The sequence below is a fragment of the Variovorax sp. P2_H12 genome (genome assembly GCF_056403395.1).
This window is the reverse complement of the sequence record NZ_JBFUFO010000009.1, coordinates 100,072-115,478: the sequence shown is the minus strand read 5'-3', so window position 1 is coordinate 115,478 and position 15,407 is coordinate 100,072. Positions and strand designations below refer to the sequence as shown.

Genomic DNA, 15,407 nt, shown 5'->3' with positions numbered 1-15,407 from the left:
CGCGCGATGCGGGCATGCATTCGCGGCCGGAGGCGCGGTTCCTCGAAGGGCCCGGCATGCCGGGCCCTCGGCATCAGGACTCCTTGTTGCCCTTGATGTCGTAGCCGGCCGTGATGGCGCCGGCGCTGCCGCCCTGGGCGTTCTGCACCGCGTACTCCTGCTTGACCTTCGAGAAGGACAGGCGCACGGTCTCGCGCACGCGCGATTCGTCGCTGTTGGAACCCTTCGGCGCGACGCTGGTGATGATCACGTCGGTGAAGGTGAACTTGAGGTACTCGAGCGGATTGCCGCCGGCCTTGCGGACCGTGAGCTTGGCTTCGGCCACGTGCTTGCCGGTCAGGCAGTACTTCATGAGGTTGGGGCTCGACCGGTCGACGAAGTGGTCGAACTCCAGGTCATCCACCGTGGCCTTGCCGGCGCCGCCGCCCGAACCGGCGTGCATCATCGATTCCTGCGCGACCTTCCAGTTGAAGGACAGCACTTCGATCTCGTTCTTGTGGGCCGCGTCGGGCGCCTCGCCTTCGATGCCGTTGAGTTTCAGAAAGATATCTTGAGACATGAGAATTCCCTGAGCAGTAATTGCTTCTTTATGAGTTGATTGGCCGCCGCGAGCGCGGATGCGCCTCGGCGCTTCTTCGTCGGGCGACGTCTGCGCGCCGCTTCATCAATGCTTGAAGACGCAGTCGGTCAGGCCGCTTCCTTGAGCGAAGGCAGCTTCGCAACCAGGCGCAGCGAGACCGTGAGGCCTTCGAGCTGGAAGTGCGGACGCAGGAAGAACTTCGCGCTGTAGTAGCCCGGGTTGCCCTCGATGTCTTCGACGACCACCTCGGCCGCCGCGAGCGGACGCCGCGCCTTGGTTTCCTGGGACGAGTTGGCTGGGTCGGCATCGACGTATTCCATGATCCATTCGTTGAGCCAGCGCTGCATCTCGTCGCGCTCCTTGAAGGTGCCGATCTTGTCGCGCACGATGCACTTGAGGTAGTGCGCAAAGCGGGTGCTCGCGAACAGGTACGGCAGCCGTGCCGACAGGTTGGCATTAGCGGTCGCGTCCGGGTCCATGTACTCCTGCGGCTTCTGCATCGACTGCGCGCCGATGAAGGCCGCGTGGTCGGTGTTCTTGCGATGCACCAGCGGGATCAGGCCGGCCTTGGCGAGTTCGGCTTCGCGCCGGTCGGAGATCGCGATCTCGGTCGGGCACTTCATGTCGAAGCCGCCGTCGTCGGTCGGGAAGGTGTGGCAGGGCAGGTTCTCGACCGTGCCGCCCGATTCGACGCCGCGGATCATGGTGCACCAGCCGTAGAGCTTGAAGCTGCGGTTGATGTTGACGGCCATGGCGTAGGCCGCATTGCTCCACACGTAGTTGCGGTGGTCCGCGCCTTCGGTTTCTTCCTCGAAGTCGAACTCGTCGACCGGGTTGGTCTTCACGCCGTAGGGCAGGCGCGCCAGGAAGCGCGGCATGGCCAGGCCCACATAGCGCGAGTCCTCGGTCTCGCGCAGCGAATTCCACGGCGCATGTTCGAGGTTCGAGGTGATCTTGGCCAGGTCGCGCGGGTTGGCGAGTTCCTGCCACGACTCCATGCCGAGCAGCGCAGGCGACGAGCCCGCAATGAAAGGCGCATGCGATGCGGCCGAGATCTTGGCGATGGCGGCCAGCAATTCGACGTCGGCCGGCGTGTGGTCGAAGTAGTAGTCGGCGACCAGGCAGCCGTAGGGCTCGCCGCCCAATTGCCCGTATTCTTCTTCGTAGACGCGCTTGAAGATCGGGCTCTGGTCCCAGGCGATGCCCTTGTGGCGGCGCATGGTGCGGCGCATCTCGTCCTTCGAGATGTCCATGAAGCGGATCTTGAGCTTCTCGTCGGTCTCGGTGTTGTGGACGAGGTGGTGCATGCCGCGCCAGGCGGACTCGAGCTTCTGGAACTCTTCCTTGTGCATCACGAGATTGATCTGCTCGGACAGCTTGCGGTCGATCTCGGCGATGACCGCCTCGATGTTGCTGTAGGCGTCGTCGGTCATCGTGGCCGCGTTGACCAGCGCCTGCTCGGCCAGGGTACGGACCGCAGCCTCGACGGCATCGCGGGCCTCTTCGGTCTTCGGCTTGAATTCCTTGTCGAGCAAGGACGAGAAATCGGAAATCTCGGCGAATGGGGTCGCGGCGCCGGCGGCCTGCTTGGTATTTGGCTTCATGGGTTTCTCCCTGTCAGACTGGATGTGAATCGGCGCGGTATCAGGCAGTGGCGGCTTCGGCGCCGCTCTCGTCTGCTGCCTTGGGCTTCGGTGCCGCGGCGAGCGACTTCATCAGCGCCGGGTCCTGCATGAGCTTGTTGATCAGGCTCTCGGCCCCGGCCTTGCCATCCATGTAGGTCTGCAGGTTCGACAGTTGCGTGCGGGCGTCGAGCAACTGCTTGAGCGGACCGACCTTGCGCGCCACCGCGGCCGGCGAGAAGTCGTCGATGCTCTCGAAGCTCATGTCGACCATCAGGCGGCCTTCGCCAGTCAGGGTGTTGGCCACCGAGAACGCGACGCGCGGCTGGATCGCCTTCATGCGCTCGTCGAAGTTGTCGATGTCGATGTCGAGGAACTTGCGCTCGCTCACCGTGGGCAGCGGCTCGACCGGCTTGCCCGACAGGTCGGCCAGAACGCCCATGACGAAGGGCAACTCGATCTTTTTCTCCGAGCCGTAGATCTCGACGTCGTATTCGATCTGCACGCGCGGCGCTCGGTTGCGAGCGATGAATTTCTGGCTGTTCTGGTAGCTCATAAAGACTCCGGGGGGTGGATGAAATGAAATAAAGGGGAGTGAAGGGTCGGGTTGCGATGTCTTCAGCCGTACTCGACTTCGCAGGCGAAGTCTTCGTTCGACATGTCAACGGCCAGCCGAAGGATCCGTCGCCGCTCCTGCAAGGCACCCAGCCAATGCCGCGAAAGCACCGGCAACAGGTTCTGCTCGATGAAGCCGATCAGGCGGCGCGCGCCTGTCTCGTGAGTGCCGCACTGGTCGATGACGTGCTTGACCAGCGCCGGCGGGTAGCTCAGCGCGATGCCGTGCTGCGCCTGCATGCGGTCGACCACGCGATTCAGGTGCAGCATGACGATGTCGCCCAGCGTGCTCTCGGCCAGCGGCAGATACGGCACGACTGTCAGCCGCCCGATGAAGGCCGCCGGAAACACCTGCCGCAGTGCCGGCTGCAGGGCTTCGCGCAGCGCGGCTGCGTCAGGAATCAGCGCCGGGTCTTCGCACAGGGATGAGATCAGCTCGGAGCCGGTGTTGCTGGTGAGCAGGATGGTGCAGTTGCGGAAGTCGATGCGGCGCCCTTCCCCGTCTTCCATCCAGCCCTTGTCGAAGACCTGGAAGAAGATCTCGTGCACGTCGGGGTGGGCCTTCTCGACTTCGTCGAGCAGGATCACGCTGTAGGGCTTGCGGCGCACGGCCTCGGTCAGCACGCCGCCCTCGCCAAAGCCCACGTAGCCCGGCGGCGCGCCCTTGAGCGTCGACACGGTGTGGGACTCCTGGAACTCGCTCATGTTGATGGTGATGAGGTTCTGCTCGCCGCCATACATCGCCTCGGCCAGCGCCAGTGCGGTTTCGGTCTTGCCCACGCCCGATGGACCTACCAGGAGAAACACGCCCACCGGCTTGTCGGGATCGGTCAGGCGCGCGCGGGCCGTCTGGACCCGCTCGGTGATCACCTTGAGCGCGTCGCCCTGTCCGATGACGCGGCGGTCGAGCGTCGCGTGCAGCTGAAACACGGCGGCCACATCGTCCTTCACCATGCGGCCGACCGGGATGCCCGTCCAGTCGGCGACGATGGCGGCGACCACGTCTTCGTCGACCTGCGGGAAGATCAGCGGCGCATCCTGCTGGCGGTCCGCGAGTTCGGCTTCGAGCGCCGTCAGTTCGGCGGACGGCGCCGGCACGGCGTCGGCCGCATGCTCGGCACGCAGGGCCTGGATCTTTCGGACCATGGCGAGCTCGTCCTGCCAGCGTTGTTCCTGCGCCGACAGTGCGTCGGTCTCGCGAGCTTGCTCCGCCTGGATGGCGGCGATGCGTGCCGAACGGGCTTCCCGGCCCTGGGCGACCACGCCTTCTTTGTCGAGCAGGTCGAGTTCGGTCCGCAAGGCCGCGATGCGCTGGCGCAGATGCTCCACCGCGGCCGGCGGCGTCTGCAGCGACATGGCGACACGGGCGCAGGCGGTGTCGAGCAGGCTGATGGCCTTGTCGGGCAGTTGGCGCGCCGGGATGTAGCGATGCGACAGCAGCACGGCGGCGCGCACGGCTTCGTCGAGCACGGTGACGCCGTGGTGCGCGGTGAAGGTCACGACCAGACCGCGCACCATCTCGATGGCGGAGGTTTCTTCAGGCTCCGCGACCTGCAGCACCTGGAAGCGGCGTGTGAGCGCCGGGTCTTTTTCGATGTGCCGCTTGTATTCGCTCCACGTGGTCGCGCCGATGGTGCGCAAGGTGCCGCGCGCCAACGCCGGCTTGAGCAGATTGGCCGCATCGCCGGTGCCGGCCTGGCCGCCGGCGCCGATCAAGGTATGCACTTCGTCGACGAACAGGATCACGGGCTGCGGCGAGCGGCTCGCTTCCTCGAGCAGGCTCTTGAGGCGCGACTCGAATTCGCCGCGCAGGCTGGCACCGGCCAGCAGCGCGCCGACGTCGAGGCTCAGCAGGCGGACCTCGCGCAGGCTGGCCGGCACTTCGGCGCGAGCGATGGCCAGCGCCAGCCCCTCCACCACCGCGGTCTTGCCGACGCCCGCCTCGCCGGTCAGCAGGGGGTTGTTCTGCCGACGGCGCAGCAGGATGTCGACCATGGTGCGGATCTCGTGCTCGCGACCGATCACGGGATCGATCTCGTTGGCTCGTGCCCGCTGCGTCAGGTCGACGCAGTATTTGGCCAGCGCCGAACTTCCGTCGGCTTCCTGTGCAATGGCGCCACTGGCTTCGCCGGGCATGGCCGATGCCAGCCCTGAGCCATCGTGAGGCCCTTCGTTCGATTCCGGCGATCCTGCGATGAGAGACGCCAGCGACTCGGTGAGCTGCTCGGCCGGTATCTTCTTGAAGACGGGCGAGATGGTCAGCAGCACGCCGCGCAGCTCGGGGGTTTGCAGCAATGCGGCAAGCAGCCAGGCGCTGCGGACGCAGTGGCCGCCGAACTCAAGACTGGACAGGACCCAGGCCCGTTCGATCGCGGCGCCGATGTGATGCGAAAAATCGCTGAGCGACGAAGCCCCGGAGGGCAGCGCGGCCAGCGCCGATGCCAGGTCGCGCTCGACCGATTGCGGCTCGATCTGATAGTGGCGGCAGATCCGGTGCAGGTCGCTGTCGCTGAGCTGCCAGAGCTGATGCAGCCAGTGCGTCAGCTCGACATAGGGATTGCCTCGAAGCTTGGCGAATGCCGTGGCCGATTCGATGGCGCGGAACAGGGTCAGGTCGAGCTTGCCGAACAAGGCTCGTCGCGAAATCGCCATGCGCGGCCCCTAGCGTGCGCAGCGAGACAGCGAGGGGGTGCGGCTACAGCCGTCGCAGCAGCGTGCCGAGGCAACGGCTCTCAAGTGTGTCTTCATTGGCACCGGCTCCCACCCTCACGTTCGTTCTTGTCGATGCACACTCTAGGTGCGCAAGACAGACACGTCAGTAGGTTCAGTCCGGAACCCGGCGCCGAAACATCGAGCACATGCAGAGAAATATCTGCATGCGTACGTTCAGCGGAAGATCAGCAGCCCAGCAGATCCGCCAGCGCCCCGATGTCCCGTGCGTGCAGCGTGTTGTCGGGCCGCGGCGAGACATCCTTCGGCCGCCCGGGGCCGAACTCCAGGGGCCGCTCGATGTAGCCGGTGCGCAGGCCGCAGGCACGGGCCGCCGCCAGGTCGTCGTGGTGCGCGGCCGCCAGCATCACCTGCCCTGGCGTGACATCGAACACCGCGGCCACGCCGATGTAGGTGCGCGGGTCGGGCTTGTAGGCCTTGAATACTTCCGCCGACAGCACGCAGTCCCAGGGCAGGCCGGCGCGCTTGGCCATCTCGGTCAGCAGACCGATGTTGCCGTTGGAGAGCGTGCAGATCGTGTACTTGCGCTTGAGCCGGGCCAGGCCCTCGACCGCATCGGGCCATGCCGGCAGCCGGTGCCAGGCCTTGTTGAGTTCGCGCTTCGTGCCGGCGTCGAGATCGGCGGCGCCGAATTCGCGCAGCACATCGCCGAGGATGCCCATGTGCAGCTCGTCGAGCAGCGTGAAGCCGCCCTCGCCGGCCGCCAGCCGTTCCATCACGCCCTGCATCGCGGGCTGGTAGCCGGCGCGCCAGGCCAGTGCGAAGGCGCCGCCATCGACACCGGGCAGCAGCCGCTCGGCCTCGGCGGCAATGCCGGAATACCAGTCGACCACGGTGCCGAAGACGTCGAAGGCGATGACCTTCAGTTCGCTGCCGTCCAGGATGTCTCCCATGCCCGGGCCCTCAGCGCGCCAGCTGGCAGGCCTCGCGCGCGAGCGCCTCGATGCGGCCCCAGTCGCCGGCGGCGATGGCATCGGTCGGCACGATCCACGAGCCGCCGACGCAGGCCACGTTGGACAGCGCGAGGAACTCGTGCGCATTGCCGGCGTGGACGCCGCCCGTGGGGCAGAACCTGACGTCGCCGAAGGGCCCTTGCCAGGCCTTGAGCATCGCCAGGCCGCCGGCCTGCACGGCAGGGAAGAACTTGAGCTCGGTCAGGCCGTCTTCCTGGGCCATCATGATCTCGCTGCCGGTCGCGACGCCGGGCAGGAGCGGCAGTCCGAGGTCGTGGCAGGCCTTGCCGACCGCGCGCGTGTAGCCCGGGCTGACGCCGAATTTCGCGCCGGCCAGCGCCGAGGCCTGGGCATCGGCGGCGCTGCGGATGGTGCCGGCGCCGGCCACGGCCTCGGGCACTTCCTTGGCGATGAGCTCGATGCACTCGAGCGCCTCGCGGGTGCGCAGCGTGACCTCGAGCATGCGGATGCCGCCGGCCACCAGTGCGCGCGCCAGCGGCACCGCGTCCTTGACGTCGTGGAGCACGATGACCGGAATCACCGGGGCGTCGCGCATCACGTCGAGCGCGGACAACGAATCTTTCACAGCCATGAGCAGGCTCCTTCTTCAGCAGTCAATGCATTGCGCCGCATGCCGGCGAACAGGTCGCGGCCCAGGCCGCGGCCGTTGGCGGCACGCGCCTCGTCGGGCATGGTCGCGGTTTCGCGCGCCGCCCATTCGTCCTCGGGCAGCAGCACGGTGAGGGTGCCGGCCACGCCATCGAGCCGGATCAGGTCGCCGTCGCGCACCTTGGCCAGCGGCCCGCCGGCGGCGGCCTCGGGCGAGACGTGGATCGCGGCCGGCACCTTGCCGGACGCACCGCTCATGCGGCCATCGGTCACCAGCGCCACCCGGAAGCCCTTGCCCTGCAGCACCGACAGCGGCGGCGTGAGCTTGTGCAGCTCGGGCATGCCGTTGGCCTGCGGGCCCTGCCAGCGCACCACGCAGACCACGTCGCGCTCGAGTTCGCCCGCAGTGAAGGCCTGCTGCAGCGCGGCCTGCGAATCGAAGACCCGCGCGGGCGCCTCGATCACGTGGCGGTCGGTCGGCACCGAGGACACCTTGATCACGCTGCGGCCCAGGTTGCCCTGCAACAGCTTCAGCCCGCCGGTGGCGCTGAAGGGCGCCGAGACCGGCCGCGCGATGCTGTCGTCCTTCGATGGCGCGGCGGCCTCCCACTTGAGCGAGCGTTCGGCCGAAGGAGCCCCGGCGAGTTGCGGAATGCCGGCGAATTCGCGGATGCCGCCGGCCCGCACGCTGAGCACGTCGGCATGCATCAGGCCGGCGTCGAGCAGTTCGCCGATCACGAAGCCCGGCCCCCCCGCGGCCTGGAAACCGTTGACGTCGGCGCTGCCGTTGGGATAGACCCGCGCCAGCAACGGCACCACTTCCGACAGCTCGGCGAAATCGTTCCAGTCGATCAGGATGCCGGCGGCGCGCGCCACGGCGACCCAGTGGATCAGGTGGTTGGTCGAGCCGCCGGTGGCGAGCAGCGCCGCCATGGCGTTGACGATCACGCGCTCGTCGACCAGTTCGCCGATCGGCGGCACCGCGAAGGCGGCGTCCGTTGCCCGGCCCAGCACGGTGCGCACCGCCTCGCGCGTGAGCGCCTCGCGCATGTCGTCGCCGGGCTGGATGAAGGCCGAGCCCGGCACGTGCAGGCCCATGGCCTCGAGCAGCATCTGGTTGCTGTTGGCGGTGCCGTAGAAGGTGCAGGTGCCCTGCGCGTGGTAGGCCTGCATCTCGGCGTCGAGCAGGCCCTGGCGCCCGACCAGCCCCTGGGCCGCTTGCTCGCGCACCTTCGACTTGGCGGTGTTCGACAGGCCCGAGGGCATCGGCCCGGCGGGCACGAAGACGGTCGGCAGGTGGCCGAAATGCAGCGCGCCGATCAAGAGGCCCGGCACGATCTTGTCGCAGACGCCGAGCAGCAGCGCGGCATCGAACATGTCGTGCGTGAGCGCCACCGCGGTGCCCATCGCGATGACGTCGCGGCTGAACAGGCTCAGCTCCATGCCGGGCGTGCCCTGGGTAACGCCGTCGCACATCGCGGGCACGCCGCCGGCCACCTGGGCGGTGGCGCCGAGGCGGCGCGCCTCGTGCTTGACGATGTCGGGGTAGCCCTGGTACGGCGCATGGGCCGAGAGCATGTCGTTGTAGGCGGTGACGATGCCGATGTTGGGCGCCCGCTCGCTCACGACCTTGAACTTGTCGTTGGCCGGGATGCCGGCCACGGCGTGCGCGACGTTGGCGCAGCCCATCCGGTCGGAGCCGCGGTCGCGGCTTCGGGTTTCGGCCAGGTCCTGCAGGTAGGCGCTGCGCAGGCTCTGGCTGCGCGCGCGGATGCGCTCGGTGACAGCGCGGACGGTGGGATGTGTGGTCATGGGGTGTGTCGCTCTGCCGGAGAGCCGCGACGCGGCGGCTCGGAAGTGCATGGTATCAAGTCCAAATGAAAAAGCCCGGACGCGCCCGGGCTTTGCATGGCTGCGAACGCGCTGGCGCTCAATCCAGCAACTTGACTTCGACCCGGCGGGCTTCGGCGTTGTTCCCCGTTCCGGACGTGACGGCCGGCTTCTCGAGCTCGACCTTGTCGGCCGGGACGCCGAGGCCGGTCAGGACGTCGCGCACGGTCTCGGCGCGCTTCTTCGCCAGGGCCTCGTTGATCGCGGCGTCGCCGGTGGTGTCATGGAAGCCCGAAATCACCGCCTTGCGGCCGCTCTCGACGCCCTTGATGACCACGGCCAGGGCCTCGGCGGCGCCCGGCGCCAGGTCGGCGCTGGCGGTGGCGAAATAGAAGTTCACGACCCCGCCGATGACGCGGATGCTGGCGCCGTCGGGAATCACGACCGTCACGGTCTCGGTCACGACCGCCAGCGTGGTCACCGGCACGGCCGCGGCCACCGGGGGCGTCGCCGGAGCCGGCGCATGGCTGCGGGTGTAGAGCACGATCCCGATCACGAACAGGATCACGAGGGCGATCAGGCCGAGCAGGAAGGCGAGGATGAAGTTCTGCTGGCTTTCGTCATCACTGTTGGCTGACATGGGCGGGGCTCCGTAGTTGAGGGGTCGGTAAATAATGGTGCGGTGAACCATGACCGCCAAATTGTAGGTGCCGCCTCCGACGGCCCGGTCGGCGACCCCGGGCCGCCCGGCCTGGGCCCGCTGCCGAAGCCCTTGCGCGATCCCAAGCCGATGCTCGACCGCGTGATCGCCGAATGGGGCGGCCACGAGGACCTCTGGCTGTTCGGCTACGGTTCCTTGATCTGGCGGCCGGATTTCGGCTTCGTCGAGCGGCATCCGGCCCGGGTCCACGGCTGGCACCGCGCGCTCAAGATGTGGAGCCGGGTCAACCGCGGCACGGTCGAGAACCCCGGACTGGTGTTCGGCCTGTTGTCGGGCGGCAGCTGCCGCGGCATGGTGTTCCGCGTGCCTGCCGCCCACGGGCTCGAAACCCTGGGCCGGCTCTGGCTGCGCGAGATGCCGACCGGCGTCTACGATCCGCGCTGGCTCGAGTGCGCGACGCCCCATTCGACGGCGCGTGCGCTGGCCTTCACCCTGTCGCGGCACAGCCCCAACTTCACCGGGGAGTTGAGCGACGAGCGCTACGCCCGGATCTTCAAGACCGCGGTCGGCCGCTACGGCAGCTCGCTGGACTATGCGCACCAGACCCTGCTCGAGCTGCGGCGCCATGCGATCCACGATGCCGCGCTGGCACGGCTGGTCAGGCTGGCGGATTCGCGCCTGTCGGCATCGGCCGACAGCGGCGAGCCTGCCGCTGCGATGTACCCTTCAGCGTCAACCCGGAAAACCAAGGAGTAACTTGATCATGCGCCCTCGCCACATCGTCCCTGCCCTCGCCGTCGTCGCGGCCGGCCTGCTCGCGGCCTGCGGCACCCTGGGCCCCAAGGCCGGCGCCACCGCCGAGCTCGCGCCGACCGGCGCGATCTCGCCGAATCCGACCGTGGGCAAGGTGACATTCACGGCGCTCGACCACGGCGTGCGCGTCAAGGGCGAGGTCCGTGGCTTTGCGCCGGGCACCGAGCACGGCTTCCACATCCACGAAAAGGGCGACTGCGGCGACAACGGCAATGCCTCGGGCGGCCACTTCAATCCGGCCGGCGGCACGCACGGCAAGTTCGCCGCGCCCGGCAGCCATGCGGGCGAGCTGCCGAGCCTGGTGGCCGACGCCGCCGGCGTGGCGCGTTTCAGCGTCGACGTGCACAACATCTCGATGACCGAAGGCGCCGCCAACAACGTGATCGGCCGGGCGCTGGTGGTGCACCGCGACCGCGACGACTTCACGACCCAGCCGGCCGGCAACTCCGGCCCGCGCGTCGCCTGCGGGATCATCGCCCGGAGCTAGCTAGCCCCCACGCTCCCCCACTGCGTGTGGGTCGCTGCCCCCCGAGGGGGCCGCAGGCCGCCTTGGGGCGGCCCGGCGCCGGCCTGGATGGCCCCCACGCTCCCCCACTGCGTGTGGGTCGCTGCCCCCCGAGGGGGCCGCAGGCCGCCTTGGGGCGGCCCGGCGCCGGCCTGGATGGCCCCCACGCTCCCCCACTTCGTGTGGGTCGCTGCCCCCCGAGGGGGCCGCAGGCCGCCTTGGGGCGGCCCGGCGCCGGCCTGAAGCGTTAGCCAAGCCGCGCCTTGATCAAGGCCTCGGCGCGCGCGAGTTCTTCGGGGGTGTCGATGTCGGTCACGACACCGATGTCGTCGACCTCGATGTCGGCCACCTGCCCTGCCGCCCTGAGCGCACGCAGCACGGGGGCAGCACCCTGGTTGCCCGACAGCTGCGAAAGCGGGTCGAAGCAGCTGGCGGCGAAGCCCACCGGATGGCCGCGCTGGCCGCCGTAGTGCGGCTGTGCCGCCTGCACCGCCGGACCCAGCGCACGCGCCACGCCTGCAGCTTGTGGCCGGCGCCGCCGGCGGCGCGGAAGCGCTCGCCGCGTCCGGAGGCGAGGACGATGACAGTCGGTGGTCGAATTTCGGGCACGGCGTTCATGGCCCGCAGTATCTCCGCTTCGCTTGCGCAACAATGGCGCCATGAGTTCAACCCACGAATCGCTGGCCGCGCTGCGCAAAAGCTACGAGCGCGCCGAGCTCGACGAAACCAGCAGCGCCGCCGACCCGCTCGACCTGTTCGAGCGCTGGCTGGCCGAGGCGATCGACGCCCAGGTGCCCGAACCCAACGCGATGACCCTGGCCACCGTCGGCGGCGACCTGCGCCCCTCCACCCGGATCGTGCTGATCAAGGGCTACGGCGCCCGCGGCATCGTCTGGTACACCAACTACCAGAGCCGCAAGGGCCAGGAGCTGGCCGGCAATCCCTATGCGGCGCTGCAGTTCCACTGGGTCGAGCTCGAGCGCGTGGTGCGCATCGAGGGTCGGGTCCGCAAGGTCGACGCCGCCGAGAGCGACGCCTACTTCGCGAGCCGCCCGCTCGACTCCCGCATCGGCGCCTGGGCCAGCCCGCAGAGCGAGGTCATCAGCGGGCGCGACGTGCTCGTGAAGAACGCCGCGGTGCAGGCCGCGAAGCACCTGTTCTCGCCGCCGCGGCCGCCGCACTGGGGCGGCTTCCGGCTGGAACCCGACCGCTGGGAGTTCTGGCAGGGCCGCAAGAGCCGGCTGCACGACCGGCTGCGCTATCGCCGCGAAGGTGGCGACTGGGTGCGCGAACGGCTGGCGCCCTGAACTCCGATCGGAGTCAGAGCCGGCCCGCGACCGCCATCACCGCCGAGAGCGTCGCCAGCGCCATGACCGTCGAAACCACCACGCTCGCGGTGATCAGCGCTTCCGAGGTCCGGTAGCGCTGCGCGAACAGGAACACGTTGGCGCCGATCGGCAGCGCGGCGGCCACCACCATCACGGTCAGCGGCAGGCCGCGCAGGCCGAAGGCCCAGCCGAGCACGGCCACCAGCGCCGGATGCACCAGGTTCTTGACCAGCGCCTGGGTCAGCGCGTTGCGCCAGTGCAGGCCCACCGGCGTCAGCGCCAGCGTGATGCCGACGAGCACCAGGGCCACCGGGCTGAAGGCCTGCCCGAGCAAGGCGATCGGCTTGTCCAGCGGCTCGGGAATCGCGAGCCCGGTCTGCGCGAACAGCAGGCCCAGCAGGATCGGCGCCTGCACCGGATGGATGATCGCGTTGCGCAGCGCGCGCGCCACGGCGCGTGCCATCGCGCGCCGCCCTTGCCCGCCCGGCGCGTGGCGCTGCGCGTCCTCGCGCGCCACCGCGAGTTCGAGGAACACGGTGGCGCTGGTCAGGAGCACCAGCGAATGCAGCGAGATCAGCGTCAGCAGCACCACCATGCCCTCGGGCCCGTAGGCCAGGCCCACCAGCGCAATGCCGATCATGACGGTGTTGCTGTAGGTGTTGGCGAGCGCCAGCACGACGCCGGTGCGGTTGAAGCCGCGCCACGCCAGCGTGGCCGCGAAGATCAGGCCGGCGGCGACGAAATAGGCCGCCACCGGCTTCAGGCTCAGTTGCTCCAGGCGCACCGTGCTCATCGAGCGGAACAGCAGCGGCGGCGCCAGCAGCAGGAACACCAGGTTCGACAGGTCCTTGACCGCACCGCCCTGGATCCAGCGAAGCCTCCCCGCCAGGTAGCCGGCCGCGATGAGGAACACCACGGGCAGCAGCGAGGAAACGACGGGACCATTCATGCCCGTCGAGAATAGCCGAGGCCCAGGCCTGCGCCGGGGCCGACCCGAGGCGGCGGCTGCCCCCTCGAGGGCTGCGGCGCACGAAGCGAGGCTAGAACGTCGCCCGCAGGCCCACCTTCAGGCTGCGCCCCGGCAGCGGCGCATTGGGGTACACCGTGGTCGTCAGGATCGAGGTCGCGCTATAGGCCAGCGTGTTGCCGATGTTGTCGACGCGCGCATACCAGGTGAGATTGGCGCGCTGCACCCGCATCTGGTAGCTGACCGACGCGGTCCAGAGCGTGTAGGCCTCGGTCGCGCGGTCGCCCAGCGGCGGCACTCGGTTCTGCGCCGCGTAGTAGTCGAAGCCCAGGCGCGCGGTCCAGGGGCCGTTGCCGTAGGCCAGCGTGCTGCCGATGCGCCACGGCGCGATGCGCGGCAGCGGCTCGTTGGTGTCGGTGTTGGTGGCGCGCACCAGGTCGCCGCGCCACTCGAGGTCGAGCGTGGAGCCGTCGCCCGGGCGCGAGAAGCCGTCGGCCCCGAGCAGTTGCAGGTTGCCGTTGGCCTCGAGGCCGGTGAAGCGGGCTCGCACCCCGTGGTAGACGTAGTCGGCAAACACCTCGGGGAACAGCAATTGCCCGTCCGCCGTCTCGATCGGCGGTGGATTGAGTTCGCCGTCGGCACTGCGCACGTTGCCGGTGGCGCTGAGCCCGATGTAGTTGCTGAAGCGGGTCGCGTAGGCGTTCACCTTGGCCGTGTGGGCGCCGGACTTCCATTGGGCGCCCAGGTCCAGGCCGGTCGACTTCTCCACCTTGAGGTTCGGGTCGCCGGTCTCCCAGGCCGCGGTCGCCAGGTGGGGGCCGTTGGCGAACAGCTCGTAGTCCTTCGGCGCCCGCTGGGTGTAGGCGAGGTTCGAGGTCAGCTGCCATTGCGGCGACAGGTTCACCAGCGCACCGAAGGCGGCGCTGCTCGGGTGGAAGTCACGCTCGCCGACGAAGAAGCGCGTGACCTCCGGGTTGGACGGATCCCCGAGCGATTGCACCTTGACCTCCTCGGTGCGGGCGCCGAAGCTCAGCCGCCCCCACGAGGTGCCGAGCTCCTCGTGCAGGAACAGCGCATTGGCCTTGGTGCGGCTGTTCGGCGCGAAGGCCTCCTCGCCATTGGCCGAGAAACGGCCGCTCTCGCTGGTGAAGCCGACCATGCCCTCGAGATCGCCGATCTTGCGGTGCCGCGCCTCGATGCGCAGGTCGTTGCTGTCGTTGGTGAAGGTGGTGCCGGGCAACGGGCCTTCGTACTCGGTGTGGCGGTACTCGGTGCGGCTGAACTTGGCATGGACGCTGCTGAAGAAGCCGCCGGGCCGCCATTCGCCCTCGAGCGCGTAGCGGTCGGACTTCATGCCGATCGTGACGTCGGGCTCGGCCACGGTGCCGTAGCTGCTGCGGTAGGTGCTGGCCGAGGCGCCGATCCAGCCCTGGTCGAAGAACAGCGTGCCGCCGAAGGCGCCGCCGTCGGCCTGGTTGGCCGAGTTGCAGATCTTGCGCGCGAAGCCGAGATGCCCGGGCTTCTCGCAGCCCAGTTCGATCGGCACCGAGACGTCGTCGGAATCGCGCCGGAAGGCATCGACGTGCAGCGCATAGCGGTCGGTGCCGCCTTCGAGCACCACGCCGCCCGCCTTCTCGCGATTGCCGGTGGCGTAGCCCAGGTCGGCGCGGCCGCCGAAGCCCTCGATCGGTTCGGTCGGGATGCGGTTGTCGATCACGTTGACCACGCCGCCGACCGCACTCCCGCCGTACTGCAGCGCGGCCGGTCCGCGCAGCACCTCGAGCCGGTCTGTCACCAGCGCATCGACCGGCACGGCGTGGTCGTAGCTCAGGGCCGAGGCGTCGGGCGCGCTGCCGCCGTTCTGCAGGATGCGGATGCGGTCGCCGTCCTGGCCGCGGATCGTGGGCCGGCTCGCGTTGGGACCGAAGTAGGTGCTGTTGACGCCCGGCAGGCCGTTCAGCGTCTCGCCGAGGGTGGACTGGGAACGCAGCAGCAGGGCCTCGTTCGCGAGCGACGTGGTCGGCGCGATCAGGTCGCTGGCGCCGAGCGGATTGCCGGTGACGGTGATCTCGCCGAGCGAGGGCGCCGGTGCGCCAGGAGAGGCTTGCGCCCAGGCGCCGCCGGCGGCGCAGGACAGGAAGGACAGCACCGCGGCGCCAACGCCATGGCGATGAAAAAGGAAAGTCATGAAGGA

At 68.9% G+C, this 15,407-nt stretch carries 14 protein-coding genes; 3 read left to right on the top strand and 11 right to left on the bottom strand.

All coding sequences use genetic code 11. The features are described from left to right. Positions 1-73: 73 nt before the first annotated feature. From AC1DYK_RS08270 to AC1DYK_RS08235, 8 genes are all read right to left on the bottom strand, one after another. Complete coding sequence (locus AC1DYK_RS08270) at positions 74-559, bottom strand: Hcp family type VI secretion system effector (protein WP_478165825.1); 486 nt, start codon at positions 557-559, stop codon at positions 74-76. Between the two features lie 128 nt (positions 560-687). Next, positions 688-2,184 carry a type VI secretion system contractile sheath large subunit gene (gene tssC, locus AC1DYK_RS08265; RefSeq protein ID WP_478165824.1) on the bottom strand — a complete coding sequence of 499 codons (1,497 nt, stop codon included), beginning with the start codon at positions 2,182-2,184 and terminating at the stop codon, positions 688-690. A gap of 40 nt (positions 2,185-2,224) precedes the next feature. Next, a complete protein-coding gene (gene tssB, locus AC1DYK_RS08260) occupies positions 2,225-2,758 on the bottom strand; it encodes a type VI secretion system contractile sheath small subunit (RefSeq protein ID WP_478165823.1) in 534 nt (177 codons plus the stop codon). A gap of 62 nt (positions 2,759-2,820) precedes the next feature. After that, positions 2,821-5,469: a type VI secretion system ATPase TssH gene (tssH, locus tag AC1DYK_RS08255; protein WP_478165822.1), complete on the bottom strand. Its 2,649-nt coding sequence runs from the start codon at positions 5,467-5,469 to the stop codon at positions 2,821-2,823. 245 nt (positions 5,470-5,714) lie between these two features. Then, a complete protein-coding gene (locus AC1DYK_RS08250) occupies positions 5,715-6,440 on the bottom strand; it encodes a haloacid dehalogenase type II (protein ID WP_478165821.1) in 726 nt (241 codons plus the stop codon). A gap of 10 nt (positions 6,441-6,450) precedes the next feature. Next, positions 6,451-7,092 (bottom strand): bifunctional 4-hydroxy-2-oxoglutarate aldolase/2-dehydro-3-deoxy-phosphogluconate aldolase, encoded by a 642-nt coding sequence (gene eda, locus AC1DYK_RS08245; protein WP_478165820.1) that lies wholly within the window; start codon positions 7,090-7,092, stop codon positions 6,451-6,453. Further along, positions 7,083-8,921: a phosphogluconate dehydratase gene (gene edd / locus AC1DYK_RS08240; protein ID WP_478165819.1), complete on the bottom strand. Its 1,839-nt coding sequence runs from the start codon at positions 8,919-8,921 to the stop codon at positions 7,083-7,085. Before edd ends, eda begins: the two co-directional genes overlap by 10 nt. Positions 8,922-9,039: 118 nt before the next feature. Next, positions 9,040-9,579: an OmpA family protein gene (locus AC1DYK_RS08235; RefSeq protein ID WP_478088122.1), complete on the bottom strand. Its 540-nt coding sequence runs from the start codon at positions 9,577-9,579 to the stop codon at positions 9,040-9,042. A 42-nt stretch (positions 9,580-9,621) separates the two neighbouring features. Here AC1DYK_RS08235 and AC1DYK_RS08230 point away from each other — a divergent pair, with 42 nt between their 5' ends. Then, the gene (locus AC1DYK_RS08230; RefSeq protein ID WP_478165818.1) at positions 9,622-10,356 is read left to right on the top strand and encodes a gamma-glutamylcyclotransferase; all 735 of its coding nucleotides are present in this window, start codon (positions 9,622-9,624) and stop codon (positions 10,354-10,356) included. A gap of 7 nt (positions 10,357-10,363) precedes the next feature. Beyond that, positions 10,364-10,900 carry a superoxide dismutase family protein gene (locus AC1DYK_RS08225; protein ID WP_478088126.1) on the top strand — a complete coding sequence of 179 codons (537 nt, stop codon included), beginning with the start codon at positions 10,364-10,366 and terminating at the stop codon, positions 10,898-10,900. A gap of 265 nt (positions 10,901-11,165) precedes the next feature. Here AC1DYK_RS08225 and AC1DYK_RS08220 read toward each other — a convergent pair whose 3' ends face one another. Beyond that, the gene (locus tag AC1DYK_RS08220; protein WP_478165817.1) at positions 11,166-11,432 is read right to left on the bottom strand and encodes a hypothetical protein; all 267 of its coding nucleotides are present in this window, start codon (positions 11,430-11,432) and stop codon (positions 11,166-11,168) included. Positions 11,433-11,577: 145 nt separating this feature from the next. Between AC1DYK_RS08220 and pdxH the strand changes: the two genes are divergently transcribed. Next, positions 11,578-12,225, top strand: coding sequence for a pyridoxamine 5'-phosphate oxidase (pdxH, locus tag AC1DYK_RS08215; RefSeq protein WP_478165816.1), 648 nt, complete (start codon positions 11,578-11,580; stop codon positions 12,223-12,225). A gap of 13 nt (positions 12,226-12,238) precedes the next feature. Here the strand turns inward: pdxH and AC1DYK_RS08210 are convergent, their stop codons facing one another. Together AC1DYK_RS08210 and AC1DYK_RS08205 are read right to left on the bottom strand one after the other, a co-directional pair. Further along, positions 12,239-13,195, bottom strand: a complete 957-nt coding sequence (locus tag AC1DYK_RS08210; protein ID WP_478165815.1) for an AEC family transporter — start codon at positions 13,193-13,195, stop codon at positions 12,239-12,241. Positions 13,196-13,286: 91 nt separating this feature from the next. Then, positions 13,287-15,401, bottom strand: coding sequence for a TonB-dependent receptor (locus tag AC1DYK_RS08205; RefSeq protein ID WP_478165814.1), 2,115 nt, complete (start codon positions 15,399-15,401; stop codon positions 13,287-13,289). Between the last annotated feature and the right edge of the window lie 6 nt (positions 15,402-15,407).

What these genes read in the sequence shown, in the direction of transcription:
- AC1DYK_RS08270 (WP_478165825.1), bottom strand. Translation starts at nt 559, where the DNA reads ATGTCTCAAGATATCTTTCTGAAACTCAACGGCATCGAAGGCGAGGCG.
- tssC (WP_478165824.1), bottom strand. Translation starts at nt 2,184, where the DNA reads ATGAAGCCAAATACCAAGCAGGCCGCCGGCGCCGCGACCCCATTCGCC.
- tssB (WP_478165823.1), bottom strand. Translation starts at nt 2,758, where the DNA reads ATGAGCTACCAGAACAGCCAGAAATTCATCGCTCGCAACCGAGCGCCG.
- tssH (WP_478165822.1), bottom strand. Translation starts at nt 5,469, where the DNA reads ATGGCGATTTCGCGACGAGCCTTGTTCGGCAAGCTCGACCTGACCCTG.
- AC1DYK_RS08250 (WP_478165821.1), bottom strand. Translation starts at nt 6,440, where the DNA reads ATGGGAGACATCCTGGACGGCAGCGAACTGAAGGTCATCGCCTTCGAC.
- eda (WP_478165820.1), bottom strand. Translation starts at nt 7,092, where the DNA reads ATGGCTGTGAAAGATTCGTTGTCCGCGCTCGACGTGATGCGCGACGCC.
- edd (WP_478165819.1), bottom strand. Translation starts at nt 8,921, where the DNA reads ATGACCACACATCCCACCGTCCGCGCTGTCACCGAGCGCATCCGCGCG.
- AC1DYK_RS08235 (WP_478088122.1), bottom strand. Translation starts at nt 9,579, where the DNA reads ATGTCAGCCAACAGTGATGACGAAAGCCAGCAGAACTTCATCCTCGCC.
- AC1DYK_RS08225 (WP_478088126.1), top strand. Translation starts at nt 10,364, where the DNA reads ATGCGCCCTCGCCACATCGTCCCTGCCCTCGCCGTCGTCGCGGCCGGC.
- pdxH (WP_478165816.1), top strand. Translation starts at nt 11,578, where the DNA reads ATGAGTTCAACCCACGAATCGCTGGCCGCGCTGCGCAAAAGCTACGAG.
- AC1DYK_RS08210 (WP_478165815.1), bottom strand. Translation starts at nt 13,195, where the DNA reads ATGAATGGTCCCGTCGTTTCCTCGCTGCTGCCCGTGGTGTTCCTCATC.
- AC1DYK_RS08205 (WP_478165814.1), bottom strand. Translation starts at nt 15,401, where the DNA reads ATGACTTTCCTTTTTCATCGCCATGGCGTTGGCGCCGCGGTGCTGTCC.